Here is a 13,801-nt window from a genome sequence, read left to right on the forward strand (position 1 = left end):
CCATAATTCCATATATTTTGTTTGTAAAAATACTTTTGCTTCGTATACTTGTATCATTTCACCTCAAATTCAGTGCCAGTTTCTATAATATCTTTACCATCTACATAAATGTTAACAAAATAGTGACCTGTTTCAAGACCTTCTGGAACTGATAACTTTGAAAAGAAGTATCCAGCATCATTTACATCTATACCTTCTTCAATCAAAAATCTGTTTTCTTTTGCATGTTTTTCTTTATACCATACGATTTGTGCTTTTTTAATCCAGAATCTATTACTCTTTGCAAAGAAATGAACTGCCTCTTCTTTTGAAAACTCTGTAGCTATACTTAAAGGTTTTCCATTGTCATCAATACTTTTTGATACAACACCATCTACAATTTTTGGTTTGTTATAATAAGTATAAACAAAGTATACTCCAACCAACATAAGAATAACTACTACACTTGCAATCACCACTTTTTTCAATTTTAATTCCTCCTAATTTACTTTGTATTTACAATCATTATCTTATCAGGGTTATCTAAGAATACATATTTGTTTATATTTTATTAAGGTTACATTTTTGCAAGGTTAAAAGTATAGTGAGATCTTAAAAAACAAAAATAACGAGTTTACATCTACTAAAGTGTTAAGTAGTTATAAACTCGTTATTATAAAATCAATCAACTAATTAAATTAACTTTTCCTAAAGGAAAGATAATATTAACCTTTGTTTCTTTTCCAACTTTTGAAGTTACATTTATCCCTAAGCCAAGCTGATCAGAAAGTTTTTTACACAAGTAAAGTCCTATTCCAGTAGACTTTCCAAACCTTCTTCCATTCTCTCCAGTAAAACCTTTTTCAAATACTCTATTTATATCATTATCTATAATACCTACGCCGTTATCTTCTACTGTAAGAATAATATTGTTTTCATTTTTAACAGTATATACTTTTAACACTCCATCATTTTGTTGGATGTATTTAATGGAGTTTCCTATCAATTGATTTAAAATGAACTCTAACCATTTAACGTCACCATACACAGTGCCTTCTATATCATCTATATCAATTGAAATCTTCTTACTTATAAGGTATCTGGAATTTTTCTTTATGACGTTTCTTACTAAAGTATTTAAAGAAACCTCTTTAATAATATAATCTTTGCTTACATTATTACTTCTTGCGTAATATAGTACTTGTTCAATGTATTCTTCGACTTTTTTTATTTCATAATTAATATTTTTGGTAACCTCATTTTGATTGTTTTCTATAATTAGTCTTGCTGAGGCAATAGGGTTTTTTATCTCATGCACCCAAATTTCTATATATTCTCTATATTCACTTTCCATATCTTTATATTTCTTTACATGTTCATGCATACTCTTGTTAGCCTGTTTTAATAAGTCATATACAACCTTACCTTCTATGAATTCTGGTTCTTTAATAATCTCAGAAAGGAGATATTTTTTATCCAAATTATCAATTATGCTGCTTACTTTGTCGTAAAAGTTTTTATACTTAATAAATTCTAAAAACATATAAGAAAGAAGTGGGAAAAACCAAATGAAGAAAATCAAAAGAATAGTATTGACGCTAATGTTAATGAGTAGCATAATGACGCATATCATAATGAATATTATAAAATTAATTAGTAAAAATAAAGCTCTATCTTTAAAATAAGTTCCTATTCTCATGGCAGTATATATCCTAATCCACGTCTTGTTTCTATGTTTTCTTTCATCCCCACTTCTTCAAGCTTTTTTCTTAATCTTGTAACATTAACAGATAAATTATTATCATCTATAAAACTATCTGAATTCCACATAAAGTCCATTAAATCATCCCTTGATACTATTTTCCCTTTATTTTTAATTAAGCAGGAAAGTATCTTAATTTCATTTTTTGTAAGTTCTGCTGAAATACCTTCATATGTAATAGATCCATTAGACAAGTTAAATTTTAAATTATTATAATTAATTATATCTTTAATATTAAAACCATTGACTCTTCTTAATAAGGATTCCATTCTTGCCAAAAGAATTTGTGTATTATATGGTTTTGAAATAAAGTCATCGGCACCTAAATTCATACTCATAAGTTCATCCATATCAGTGTCTCTACTTGTAACTATTATTATAGGTACATCCGAGCTTTTCCTTATTTCTCTACATATATAGTATCCATCAAATATAGGCAGATTTATGTCTAGAAGTATTAAATCAGGTTCTTCCTTTAAAGTATAATCAACAATGTTCTCAAAATTTGTTGGAGCAACAGCCTCATATCCATATTTAATTAGAAAGGTTCTAAGTTCTTCTCTTATGGTTTCAGTATCTTCTATAATAATTATTTTTGACATAGTCTCAACTCCTAGTATGAAATCTATTCGCTTAACAATATTATAATTGATTATAATCAGTTCTGCAAAAAAGGTTATAGACGTAAAAGAAACTATAGTGAATTCCTATTCTATGATTTTACAATGTATTGTTAGGTTCTTTTTGTCCCTGTTTTATACATCTCGTACTAAAATAGAAGGTCTGCAATAGACAAATACTAATGTAATTTATAAAATGGAGAGACAGTTAAAATTACCATGTTAGTTCTATAAGTGGTTAATCAATTCATCTTCAAATCTCTTTTAAATAATTTCACCTGGGTTACCCCCTATGATATTATAAAAGAGAATATCTTTTACAACTACTGAATTAGCAGCAATAATTGCCCCGTCACCTATGTTAGCTCCAGGCACAATAGTAAAGTTTTTAATTTTGACCATACTTCATTTTTTATACCTCCATTTTATGATTTCATATATACAATTATAACAGACTCATGCTAAAAAGCACCTCATTAAAATTTATTCACATAATCTTTTAAATTCTTTTCAAAAATTATGACAGTTCGATTTATCGAACTGTCATAGACAATATAAATAGGTTTTTGCACATAATACCGAAACTATCCTTACCTTGTCTCCTTATTTAGCTTTTTGAGCATTACTTAACCTAATAAGCCCTATGGATGGTGGATTTAAAAATCTAAAACGTAACATTTTTGGTCCGCTTACACCTAGGCCAGAACATACATACTGTGTATGACCATTTTTCTCGTGTACTCCCGTAACATTTATTTTGCCAGGGAATAATCCATAGTTAGGAGAAGTAACAGGGCCAATAAATGGCAAATGAAGTTGTCCACCGTGTGTATGACCATTTATACTCATATCCCAATCAATCCATTCATCATCTCTTTCACCCAAAATATTAGTTCTGTAATCGTGAATCCATTCGTCTTCATAGTCAATCTCAGTTGGTAGGTGGGATACTTCAACAGTAAAAGGATCTTCACTGTCTTCATATTTCTTATTAAAAGTTTCTAGTGCGTTCACAAGTTCCCTTTGAATTTCCTGATAGATTTCGTATCTACCTACATATGGATTTGTTCTTAACCATATGGATTCATCACCTCTCTTAATTTCAGCCCCGGGATATAAGGGCTTCACTTCATATTTGGCGAATAAATCATAAAACTTATTTCCTCTTACTAAGGGAACAATACTATTATTTTCATCTGCGTTCCCTAGAATATAGTATCTGTCACCACTGTTAGGTAAACCTTTTAATAAGTCTTCTAAAGGAGTCAAGTCATCATTTTCATCTGTGATATAATCTCCTGTAAAAAGAAGTAAGTCATACTTTTGTTTCTTTATTAGTTCAACCAGTTTTACTTGTTTCTCACCAAAGCTCTTTCCGTGCAAATCGGTTATTTGTAAAATACGATAACCTTCAAAGCCTAAAGGTAAATTAGAATTATTCATTATTACTTCATCTACAACTATCCTTTGATTATCCCAAACGGTAAAACCAACTATTAATATGATTAATAATAAGATAATACCTGGGATCATAAACCTTCTTGATTTCATTTTCATAATATAAATCATCCTTTCAGTATATAGAGCAGAACATAAAAAGCATCCATGTCTTGATATAAATCATACCCGAAACATAGATGCATTTTATCCGCCCTATCATAACTAAAACCTATTTAATTGTGATGAAATTCTTACGATTTCCCTACAAAGCAGGAATAGCAACCTCAAATATTATCGTTTCATTTTCGCTGAATGCAGATATAGTACCTCCATGCAACTCCACAATTTCTTTTGAAATAGCAAGTCCTAGTCCTGCACCACCATTTTGAGTTATTCTGGCCGCATCAAGTCGGTAAAATTGTTCAAAAATCCTACTAAGTTTCTCCTTTGCAATTGTATTACCATGATTTAAGACCTTTAATTTTACACCATCGTTGTTTTGTATAACCGATATTTCAATGGTAGTTCCGCTAAAGCTGTAATTTACGGCATTGCGCAGCAAATTGTCCAAAACACGTTGCAATTTGTCCACATCACATTTTATCATTATATCAGGAGCTACAGATATAGTGCAATTCAAGCCTTTTTCTAAAAATATGGGTTTAAATTCATATACGTTCTGTTCAATCATCCTTGTTAAATTAACACTGTTTAGATCAAGGGTTAAGGTAGTAAAATTGAAACGTGTAATTTCAAAAAACTCATTAATTAAGTCTTCCAGCCGCTTTGCTTTTCCAAGTGATATTGAAAGATACCTTTCCCGCTGTTCTTCTGAAATTTGGATTTCATCACGTAGTAGTGTAAGATAACCAATAATTGAAGTTAGCGGTGTCTTCAAATCATGTGCTAGATATACAACTAAATCATTTTTACGTTGTTCTGCTTCTTTTGCATTTTCTTGACTCCTTTTGAGATTAGTCTTTATAAGGTTCATATCCTTTTCAACATCATTTAATTCTTCCGGAAGCTCAATGATTTTTTCATCCACAGTATATATGTCTTTTGTTGCAAGAATAATTTCGTCAAGATACTTTAATGTTTCAATCCAGCAAAAAATAAATATTATCAACACTCCAAGTCCCCATGTTAAAACAAATGCAACAAATTTATTATTCCAAATAAACATAGAGGTGTTGTACAAAAAGTTATCGGTTGGATCTGTTAAGCCATGTAATTCCAAAAAAATAATAAGCAACAAAAATAAAGAAAACGAGAAGGTAACAAGAGATACATATAACCTTTTAATTAGTTTTTTTGTTAATTTGTATTTCATTTTCTTTTTTTCTTTACTCAATTTGATAGCCAACTCCCCACACCGTTTTTATGAATTTTGGGTTTTTCCGGGGCTCATTCATCTTCTCACGTAAACGTCCGATGTGAGCCATTACTGTATTGTTATTATCTAAGAAGCTTTCACCCCAAACTACTTCAAACAATTCCTCAGATGAAATGACTCTTCCTTTATTTTTGCATAAATACCATAAAATTGAGAACTCTATGGGTGTTAGTAGGATTTGTTTCTCATAAAGAAAACATTTATGGGTATCTTTATTAATCACAAGACCCGCAAAATCATATTCATTTGTATTTTCAAGAACCGTTTCCTCTGTTTGATTATATTGTGTATATCTACGCAATTGCGCCTTTACCCTGGCAGTCATTTCCAGAGGATTAAAAGGTTTTGTAATATAATCGTCAGCACCTATGGTTAACCCTGCAACCTTATCCATATCTTCAGTTTTTGCGGTCAGCATAATAACTGGATAACGGTATTTTTCCCTAATCCTTTGACAAATTTCGAATCCGTTAATATCTGGTAGCATTACATCTAATATAGCTAAATTTAGGTTTTGGGTTTTAATACATTCAAGCGCTCCTTGTCCCGTATAAAATTTATAAATATTATACCCTTCATTTTGCAAATATACTTCCACTAAATCAGCTATTTCTTTCTCATCATCAACTATTAAAATATTTATATCTTTATCCACAGAACCCCCCCTTTGACTAATTATTTACTCTAAACTCAAAATAAGATTCTTATACCTAGTAATTTTCTGGGCCTTAGAAATAGTTCATAGGAACAAAGTGATCCTTTCACTATAACTTCACCATGTATTGGCAGGTTCTCTTTCTCCCGGTTTTATACATCTCATGCCATAATGGAACGTCTACAATGTCTATTAGTTCAGCACCACTATATTTACACGTTTTCCTAGAAGCCACATTTTCAGGATTACAAGTTATAATTACCTCATTCATATCGTGTTTTTTAGCTAGTATAAATAATAACTTACAAGCTTTTCCTGCGTAATGTTTTCCTCTAAATCCTTCGAAAATCTCATATCCTATATTGCCACCATATCTTGTATTCTCATTATGCCCCACGCGTAGATCACATTTCCCAACCTTTACCCCATCTATATTTCTAGTAATAGTAAAATAGTATGCAGGTACATATCCCTTCTCTTTGTTTTCATCAGCAGTTTTATTTAATTGTAAATAGATTTCTTCATCATTTAAATCAGCTGTATCATAAAATAGCATTGTCACTTCCTCCTAAAGTTATAAAAAATAAAAGATATTAATTTATTGTACAAAGAGATTTAGAAGTTTTTTCCTTTAGATTCTCCTGGTTTATTCGTTACGTAACAGCTGATAAAATGTAGTTTCAGGTATTATCTTAATATCTAAACCCTTTAAAATCATATCCTCAGCTTTTTTTTGTTTTGAACTTTTTCCTCCTTTAATAGATGCACAATAAGAATTGTCACCTAGAATAAGATAATTTGTTTCCTTAGTAACTCCATTTTTGCATATACCACCAACGTTTGCCACATACTGCATGGCAGTATGTCTATCAAATTTATCTAATTGTCCAGTAAATACACATCTTTTCTGATATAAGGGGTGCATTTCATCAAAAACATCTGTATCTGACACAATATCTTTTGCTGAAGCATAAAGCTTATGTTTAGAACTTACCTTTTCTACAATTTGGATGTTTAGTATTTCACAAATCTGTTTTTCACTGTATATTTCTATAGAACCCATTTTTTCACGTTGTTTTGCCCTTTCTAACCAAGGCTCCCAAATTTCATCAAAGGTATCTTGTGTACAAAAACGCTTATAAGTTACATCATTCATTATAAGACAATCGCTTGTTGAATAAAAAGCATTGTATACCCTACAATTCATATCTTCAAAAATGCATTCTAAGAGTCTTGGATGCGTATATTTTAATTTAGTCTTAATTGAAATTTTTTTATTACAAAACTGTTTTCCATCTTTAGTGCTTTTCTGAATTTGCTCTAAATATGCTTCACGATAATTTTCGCTAAGATGAGATAAACATTTTATTAATTCATAAGTCATTTGCACATCATTATCTGCTCTATGTTGCCCGGTATCAGTGATTTTAAAGTAATCGACTAATGTACCAAGTTTAAAGTTAGGAATATCATTAATCAAGCTTTTAGCCAGAGACACCGTATCAATTCTTTCATTTTCTATAGGTTTACCTAAATACTTTTCGCTATTATGATTTAAAAAACGATAGTCAAAAGAAACATTATGACCAACAAGTGGTAACTTATTTGAAAAATCAATAAATTCCTTGATAGCAATATCAGTTGATACTCCTAATGCAACGTCTTCATCTGATATTCCAGTTAATTGTTTGATAAAGGGTGGAATAGGAGTATCTTGTTTTATGAATGTATGAAAGGAATCCTGGATATCTCCGCCTTGGATTTTGACTGCCCCAATTTCTAAAATATTACAAAAGTCAATAGAAAAGCCAGTAGTTTCTATGTCTACAATAATATATTCATTTTCTGTAATAATTGATGTTTTATTATTCATAGTTTCTCTTTAGTGGTAGAGTGTACAATAAGTACCAAACACTCACTAAAACTCATCTCCTTTATATATTATATATCTCATTTATCCCATGGCTACCATCCGTAACACCCCTATCCTCTTCAAGGTGGGAGATGACGGCTGCTACGCCCCTTTATAAGTTCTTCTAAGACTCACTTGATAAAGTGCAAATCCACTTTATACGTTACAACTACTATAATGTTCCATAGTTAAACCATTAATATGTTAACTATAATTTCGACATATCTATATATAGTCCTTTAAAATATTAATTATATTTTTAAAATAACTATACCCTCAATCTTGTGAAAAAATATTCTATGATATTCTATTTTTAAATTATATTTATACTCTATAATATTTTATAACATATCTCTACATTTCCTCTTATTTTTATTGTTTCACATATAAATAATTAGAGTAGACGCACACTAAAAAGCACTTCATTAAATTTTAATCTAATGAAATGCTTTTACCTAATAATTTTCTTGGCCTCTGAAATATTTGTAGGAAATAAAGTTAGCCTTTTGCTACTCCACCTAAAATACGAGCAAATATGCTACTATAACTAACATTGTACTTAATAACGTTCCTAATAAGTAGTATTCTGAAAACTTCGGATCATCGGCAATCTTATTATACCTAGCTATTGACTTCGCAGTAAGAACAAATCCAATAGCAGAATATTGCTCTACAGAAAGTAACAATAAAATTATACAACGCTCAAGTATACCTATAAGTGCTCCCGCATTTGGGTGTCCTCCCACTTCGTCTTCATTCATCGTTGGTTTATATCTATATAGCACTTTCTTAATTGTTATACTAACCGGTTTTATTATAATAAGTAAAACTAATATCCAAGAAAAAATACTTAGAACATCGGCTGGTAATCTATTTAAAATAGATTGAATACAATAGATATAACTGATAGGTTCGGATAGAAGATATATGGTCAAAGTAGTAACCATAATTATAAGAATATGTATTATCTGATCAACAAAGTATGCTAATACATCTATTTTGTCATTTATTGTTATTTTATTTTTTATAAAGAACTTTATTAACTCAACTGTAAAATGAGCTATAGAAATAATAAAAGCCCATTTTAACAGTTGAAAACTAAATACTGGAATAATTACAAACATCATTGAAAACAAGTATATTACACTATGTTTCAATAGCTTTTTGAATGATTCATCCTTGTTTAGTGCTAATTCAGAGGACTGTAAGTAGAAATCACCTAATACATGACCAATTAAAAATAAAATCAACATAATCTTAGCCATTGGTTCCCCCCCTATCCTTACTTAAAAAAGTGTTAACTGTATCTATTGCAGATTTGTAAGAGTAGAACCGGGCATTACTTAGTGCTTTATTTACACTAGATTGGCCAATGTTAAGGATATTTGCCGCTTTATATTGATTTTTATCATTCGAAATATATGCGTAAATAATTTCTTTTTGCCGGTCTGTCCACTTGGATTTTAATGCAGTACAGACAGATAAGATAGAATTTAATAGTTCATCTATTTCAATATTATTTTCTTCTGAGCATATCATAATATTAGAATCTCTCTCCGTATATTGAAATCTTTTACTTTCAATCTCTTTAATCATTTTTCTTGCACGATGATATGCAGGCCCATCAATTTCTAATGAATTATCAAAATTAATATCTGTGCTAATCTCACCAATTCCAATACCAAAACGTAATTCAATGGGTGTCATTGCCATTTCAACCTCACAAATAATGTTCATAATATTATTTCTACTTTTAAGCAACCCCTGAAACTCGTCTCCTAAAGTAATGGTAAATTTAGATGCAATATCTTCTGAGTATTTAGTGTTGATATCTGCTAGCACATTCTTAAACTTCTGCTGTATAACTTTTCGATCTTTTATTTGTTTTGAATCTACAATATCGCCAATAATAGCAACATATTTATCAAGGAAAAATAAGGAAAACATCTAATCACCTCTCCTATATTATATCAAAACCAAAGATGCATTACAATATGAATCATTGCCTTTAATTCATTCAGACATACATCTTTGCATCCTCTCTTATTTTTATGGTTTCACATATAAATAATTAGAGTAGACGCACACTAAAAAGCACTTCATTAAATTCTACTTTAATGAAGTGCATTTACTTGGTAATTTTCTGGCCCCTAGGGTAGTTAATTGTTAATTGTTTTTATTTATAAACTATTACTCTATCTTCTAAAGGTTTGAATTCTTTCTCACCTGGGTTGGATGTTGGTTTTCCAAATGGCATTTGTGCTCTCATTTCCCAACCTTCTGGTATATTCCATTCTTTTTTTACCTCTGCTTCTATAAGCTCATTATAGTGTTGAAGTGATGCACCATATCCATTTAATTCTAACGATGTCCAGATATTGAATTGATTCATTCCACTTGATTCCTTTGACCATATTGGGAAGTTATCCTTATATGTTGGAAATTCATTTTGCAAATATTCTACTGTATCGTTATCTTCAAAAAATAATATTGTTCCATAACCCGCATTAAATGAATTAATTTTTTCTTCAGTAGCAGAAAATTTATCTGCATCTACTATTTTTCTTAGTGATTCTTTAGTTATATCCCATAGTTTTGTATGCTGCTTATCTAATAATAAAACTACTCTAGCAGTTTGTGAATTAAATGCTGATGGTGTATATTTTACTGCATGCTCTATTATCTCTTTAATTTTATCATCAGATACTACCTTCTCTTTACTAATTTCATAATATGATCTTCTTCCTTCTATTGCTTCATAAAAATTCTTTGTCATTTTTATTCCTCCATTTTTTTAGTTTTTTTTCATTTCTATAATTAATATGTGAGATGTACTTTTTGATTTAATTATAATATCTTCTTCTACTATTTCTAATGCATCTTTATCATTTAACACTATATTATTAATTTCTGAACTTCCTTCTATTTGCACTAAATATGATTGTCTTCCTTCTCCTACTTTAAAATCTATTTCTTTATCTTTATCTAGTTCCAATACATAAATATTTGCATCTTGATTAATTTTTATTGGCGCATCGCCTTTGACACTTGATACTATTTGTAGCCATTTATTCTTTCTATCTTCCCACTTAAATCTATAGTCTCCGTAATTTGGGGTAAGTCCCTTTTCATTTGGAAGTAGCCATATTTGTAAGAATCTAGCTGTGGTATCTCCATAATTGTGTTCAGTATGAGAGATGCCTGTTCCAGCACTCATGTATTGTACATGACCTCTTGTGATAGTGTTTTTATTTCCTATTGTGTCTCCATGATTCAGTTCTCCATCTACGACATATGATATTATTTCCATATCTCTATGAGGATGCATTTCAAATCCTGTATTAGCTTTAACTAAATCATCGTTTATTACTCTTAAAACTCCAAAATTCATATTGTCTCTATTATAGTAGTTTGCAAAAGAAAAATGAAAGATACTTTGTAGCCATCCTAAATCTGATCTACCCATGTTTTTATTGTCTAATTTTCTTAACATAGCTTTCTCCTTTCAATTTAACTAGTATTTTTATCTTATTATTATTTAGTACTTAGTTACTTTTAGTTACTTGGTATATTTACATTATTGCATGTAGGTTTTTATATGTCAAGTATAATTCAAAATTATTTTAAAATAAAAAAAATCCTCTACATAATGCAAAGGATTTTGAATCTAACTTTAATTATTCTATCCACTTTTCAGCCCATTTTTGAACTTCATCCATAACCCTACTCAAGTCTTTTCCTTTCTCTGTGAGTTCATACTCAATTCTTACCGGGGTTTCTGGATAAACTGTACGCAGTACTATTCCATGGTTTTCTAATTCTTTAAATCGTTCTGTGAGCATTCTTGCACTCATATTTGGTATAGCAGCAGATATATCAGAGAAACGTTTTTGGTCATTTAGTAAGGTTCTTATGATTAATCCAGTCCATCTTTTACCTAATAGTTCAAAAGCCTCTTCAAATTTTGGACATAAATGATAATTTTCCATGCAATTCACCCCATATATATATCATATCATAGCTGGTATAATAAAGTAAGTACATTGTTTAAATATACTTACTTGTATTGCAACTTGTTAATATAACTCATTGGCTCTAGATGCAATTAGAAAAAATAAAGTGACCCCCTTATTGCTTAAAGTATAAAAAGTACATATTCAGACACACTAAAATTCATAGGGAAGATTCCTTATATAAATTTGAGCTTTACATTATTATTTTAAAATTTAAAAACTATTATAATAAGGAAGGAGAATATTAATGGACTTTTATAAGGTAATTGAAAACAGAACAAGTAATAAGAGCTACAAATCAACCCCTATACCCAAAGAAAAATTAGATAATATTATTAATGCTGCTTTAATGGCACCTTCATGGAAAAATAAAACTTGTTATAGATTTATTTTTATCAATGAGCGAAAACTAATAGATCAAATATCTAATACAATTATAAACAAAACAGACAAAACAGCAAATGCAGTTAAACAAGCGCCGATAATTGCTGTTATAGTGGCAAATCCATCGGAAAGCGGTGAAGATGATAACAAATCATATTTTATGTTAGATTGTGGTATTGCTATGGAACATCTCATATTAGCAGCAACAAATGAAGGTTATGGAACCTGCTGGATAGGCTCTTTTGATGAAGAAACGGTAAGTAAGGTTTTAAATATCCCTGAAAATTTCAAAGTAGTTGCAATGACTCCAATTGGTGAAACCGATGAAAATGATGAGCATTATCCGCCAAAGGATATCTCCAAACATATTTATTACAACAGTTGGGAGAATTCAAATAGGCAATAATACCTCTTTAATTTTTATACAAAGGGTTTGTGCAACCCTTATTACAAATAAGGCATCAATAGGGTTGCACAATTTCAAAATTTAATATTTACTATAACGTTATATTTATATCTGGATTCCATATAATTATTAATTATATATCTCTCTTTCTTCTAACATAACTATATAATATATAAAACCTTTTTATTTTTAAATAATTCTTCTATCTCTTTTGAAAAGAATTCTTTTATTTCGCTTATACTTTCTTTTTCATATACATACTTACCATATCCAAATTGTCCATATTTGAATTTACGCTCTTCCTCATTCATAGGTAATTCACTTTCAGGGAATACCTGAAGTATTCTATTTTTAGCTACTATTGTATACCTATGAGATATTACCTCAAAGGTTACCGGGAATTTTAAGTTGCTTGGAAGCTTTTCACTTAACTCTAGTAATAAATCATGATAATCTTCTTTAAAGCTAGGATAAATAAATATTGGTGCAATTAAAAAACCAACAGGATACCCTGCCCTTGCTACCTTTATAGCTGCTTCTATTCTTTTGTCACGAGAAGCAGTAAAATGTTCATATTTATCTATAACAAGAGAAGTATTAATACTAAATCTTACTTCTGTATGTCCATTGTGTTCTAAGTTAAGCAATGATTCTATATCATTGTATTTTGTTACAAATCTAAATCTGGCATTTGCTTCTTTTCCAAAAAATTCTATAGCTTTCTTTAATGAATTTGTATAAGGTTCCACAGGTATAGGGTCAGATGTAGCCGCTCCTTCAAATATAGTTATATTAGGTAATCTTTCGTTAATATATTTTTGAGCTTGATTTAAAATGTCATCTATATTAGTATGTACCTTTACAAAAGGCTTATCTCCTAACTGAGTATTCAAATAACAGTATTCACACTGTCCCATGCATCCTGACACTAAGGGAAGCTGATAGTGCGCAGATGGTTTACATGTTTGAAACTTCAAAGTCTTTTTAGTTCCAACTACCAAAGTCTTCTTACCTTCTCTATATTGAATAAATAAATCATTACCTGGAATATGTTGTTTTACTCTATTAGATGTCAAATTTATTATCTCAACATTATCATTATCTTTAAACATGGAAAAAATATTCTTGCCCATTTCATAATCTAACGAATCTTTTTCAAATATAATTCTTTTAGGTTTAAACATATTCTCTACTAAATAAATCACTCTATATTAAGTGCTTTATTTTCCCCTTT

15 protein-coding genes and 1 pseudogene are annotated in these 13,801 nt (G+C 29.8%); 1 reads left to right on the forward strand and 15 read right to left on the reverse strand.

The window, feature by feature from the left end:
* Nucleotides 1-53: 53 nt before the first annotated feature.
* From BV55_RS0100455 to BV55_RS0100520, 14 genes and pseudogenes are all read right to left on the reverse strand, one after another.
* Nucleotides 54-467, reverse strand: coding sequence for a hypothetical protein (locus tag BV55_RS0100455; RefSeq protein ID WP_029450726.1), 414 nt, complete (start codon nucleotides 465-467; stop codon nucleotides 54-56).
* A 197-nt stretch (nucleotides 468-664) separates the two neighbouring features.
* Nucleotides 665-1,678 (reverse strand): sensor histidine kinase, encoded by a 1,014-nt coding sequence (locus BV55_RS0100460; RefSeq protein WP_029450727.1) that lies wholly within the window; start codon nucleotides 1,676-1,678, stop codon nucleotides 665-667.
* The gene (locus BV55_RS0100465; RefSeq protein ID WP_029450728.1) at nucleotides 1,675-2,343 is read right to left on the reverse strand and encodes a response regulator transcription factor; all 669 of its coding nucleotides are present in this window, start codon (nucleotides 2,341-2,343) and stop codon (nucleotides 1,675-1,677) included. Before BV55_RS0100465 ends, BV55_RS0100460 begins: the two co-directional genes overlap by 4 nt.
* Before the next feature lie 285 nt (nucleotides 2,344-2,628).
* A pseudogene (locus tag BV55_RS15480) lies at nucleotides 2,629-2,751 on the reverse strand (acetyltransferase); the annotation flags it as partial.
* 213 nt (nucleotides 2,752-2,964) lie between these two features.
* Nucleotides 2,965-3,918, reverse strand: a complete 954-nt coding sequence (locus BV55_RS0100475) for a metallophosphoesterase (protein ID WP_029450729.1) — start codon at nucleotides 3,916-3,918, stop codon at nucleotides 2,965-2,967.
* A 145-nt stretch (nucleotides 3,919-4,063) separates the two neighbouring features.
* Nucleotides 4,064-5,161: a sensor histidine kinase gene (locus tag BV55_RS0100480; protein ID WP_035794474.1), complete on the reverse strand. Its 1,098-nt coding sequence runs from the start codon at nucleotides 5,159-5,161 to the stop codon at nucleotides 4,064-4,066.
* The gene (vanR, locus tag BV55_RS0100485) at nucleotides 5,148-5,840 is read right to left on the reverse strand and encodes a VanR-ABDEGLN family response regulator transcription factor (RefSeq protein ID WP_035794477.1); all 693 of its coding nucleotides are present in this window, start codon (nucleotides 5,838-5,840) and stop codon (nucleotides 5,148-5,150) included. Before vanR ends, BV55_RS0100480 begins: the two co-directional genes overlap by 14 nt.
* A gap of 121 nt (nucleotides 5,841-5,961) precedes the next feature.
* On the reverse strand, nucleotides 5,962-6,408 hold the full coding sequence (locus BV55_RS0100490) for a GNAT family N-acetyltransferase (RefSeq protein WP_029450732.1): 447 nt from the start codon (nucleotides 6,406-6,408) through the stop codon (nucleotides 5,962-5,964).
* A gap of 90 nt (nucleotides 6,409-6,498) precedes the next feature.
* Nucleotides 6,499-7,725 (reverse strand): exonuclease domain-containing protein, encoded by a 1,227-nt coding sequence (locus BV55_RS0100495; protein WP_029450733.1) that lies wholly within the window; start codon nucleotides 7,723-7,725, stop codon nucleotides 6,499-6,501.
* A gap of 557 nt (nucleotides 7,726-8,282) precedes the next feature.
* Nucleotides 8,283-9,029, reverse strand: a complete 747-nt coding sequence (locus BV55_RS0100500) for a DUF3307 domain-containing protein (protein ID WP_029450734.1) — start codon at nucleotides 9,027-9,029, stop codon at nucleotides 8,283-8,285.
* Nucleotides 9,022-9,711, reverse strand: coding sequence for a SatD family protein (locus BV55_RS0100505; RefSeq protein WP_029450735.1), 690 nt, complete (start codon nucleotides 9,709-9,711; stop codon nucleotides 9,022-9,024). Before BV55_RS0100505 ends, BV55_RS0100500 begins: the two co-directional genes overlap by 8 nt.
* Nucleotides 9,712-9,940: 229 nt before the next feature.
* On the reverse strand, nucleotides 9,941-10,540 hold the full coding sequence (locus tag BV55_RS0100510) for a nitroreductase family protein (protein WP_029450736.1): 600 nt from the start codon (nucleotides 10,538-10,540) through the stop codon (nucleotides 9,941-9,943).
* An 18-nt stretch (nucleotides 10,541-10,558) separates the two neighbouring features.
* Nucleotides 10,559-11,257 carry a pirin family protein gene (locus BV55_RS0100515; protein WP_029450737.1) on the reverse strand — a complete coding sequence of 233 codons (699 nt, stop codon included), beginning with the start codon at nucleotides 11,255-11,257 and terminating at the stop codon, nucleotides 10,559-10,561.
* A 184-nt stretch (nucleotides 11,258-11,441) separates the two neighbouring features.
* A complete protein-coding gene (locus BV55_RS0100520) occupies nucleotides 11,442-11,753 on the reverse strand; it encodes a winged helix-turn-helix transcriptional regulator (protein ID WP_029450738.1) in 312 nt (103 codons plus the stop codon).
* A gap of 271 nt (nucleotides 11,754-12,024) precedes the next feature.
* On the opposite strand from BV55_RS0100520, the gene BV55_RS0100525 reads away from it, so the two are divergent.
* Entirely contained in the window at nucleotides 12,025-12,567 is a 543-nt protein-coding gene (locus BV55_RS0100525) for a nitroreductase family protein (protein WP_029450739.1), read from the forward strand.
* A gap of 161 nt (nucleotides 12,568-12,728) precedes the next feature.
* On the opposite strand, the gene splB is transcribed toward BV55_RS0100525, so the two are convergent.
* The gene (splB, locus tag BV55_RS0100530; RefSeq protein ID WP_029450740.1) at nucleotides 12,729-13,751 is read right to left on the reverse strand and encodes a spore photoproduct lyase; all 1,023 of its coding nucleotides are present in this window, start codon (nucleotides 13,749-13,751) and stop codon (nucleotides 12,729-12,731) included.
* Nucleotides 13,752-13,801: the final 50 nt, after the last annotated feature.

It is taken from the genome of Clostridium algidicarnis (assembly GCF_000703125.1).
In the GTDB taxonomy this organism is placed as follows: Bacteria; Bacillota; Clostridia; order Clostridiales; family Clostridiaceae; genus Clostridium_L; species Clostridium_L algidicarnis.

Excerpts from the sequence above, each read along its gene's own strand:
- BV55_RS0100460 (WP_029450727.1), bottom strand. The coding sequence starts at position 1,678 with ATGAGAATAGGAACTTATTTTAAAGATAGAGCTTTATTTTTACTAATT.
- BV55_RS0100465 (WP_029450728.1), bottom strand. The coding sequence starts at position 2,343 with ATGTCAAAAATAATTATTATAGAAGATACTGAAACCATAAGAGAAGAA.
- BV55_RS0100475 (WP_029450729.1), bottom strand. The coding sequence starts at position 3,918 with ATGAAAATGAAATCAAGAAGGTTTATGATCCCAGGTATTATCTTATTA.
- BV55_RS0100490 (WP_029450732.1), bottom strand. The coding sequence starts at position 6,408 with ATGCTATTTTATGATACAGCTGATTTAAATGATGAAGAAATCTATTTA.
- BV55_RS0100495 (WP_029450733.1), bottom strand. The coding sequence starts at position 7,725 with ATGAATAATAAAACATCAATTATTACAGAAAATGAATATATTATTGTA.
- BV55_RS0100500 (WP_029450734.1), bottom strand. The coding sequence starts at position 9,029 with ATGGCTAAGATTATGTTGATTTTATTTTTAATTGGTCATGTATTAGGT.
- BV55_RS0100505 (WP_029450735.1), bottom strand. The coding sequence starts at position 9,711 with ATGTTTTCCTTATTTTTCCTTGATAAATATGTTGCTATTATTGGCGAT.
- BV55_RS0100510 (WP_029450736.1), bottom strand. The coding sequence starts at position 10,540 with ATGACAAAGAATTTTTATGAAGCAATAGAAGGAAGAAGATCATATTAT.
- BV55_RS0100515 (WP_029450737.1), bottom strand. The coding sequence starts at position 11,257 with ATGTTAAGAAAATTAGACAATAAAAACATGGGTAGATCAGATTTAGGA.
- BV55_RS0100520 (WP_029450738.1), bottom strand. The coding sequence starts at position 11,753 with ATGGAAAATTATCATTTATGTCCAAAATTTGAAGAGGCTTTTGAACTA.
- BV55_RS0100525 (WP_029450739.1), top strand. The coding sequence starts at position 12,025 with ATGGACTTTTATAAGGTAATTGAAAACAGAACAAGTAATAAGAGCTAC.
- splB (WP_029450740.1), bottom strand. The coding sequence starts at position 13,751 with ATGTTTAAACCTAAAAGAATTATATTTGAAAAAGATTCGTTAGATTAT.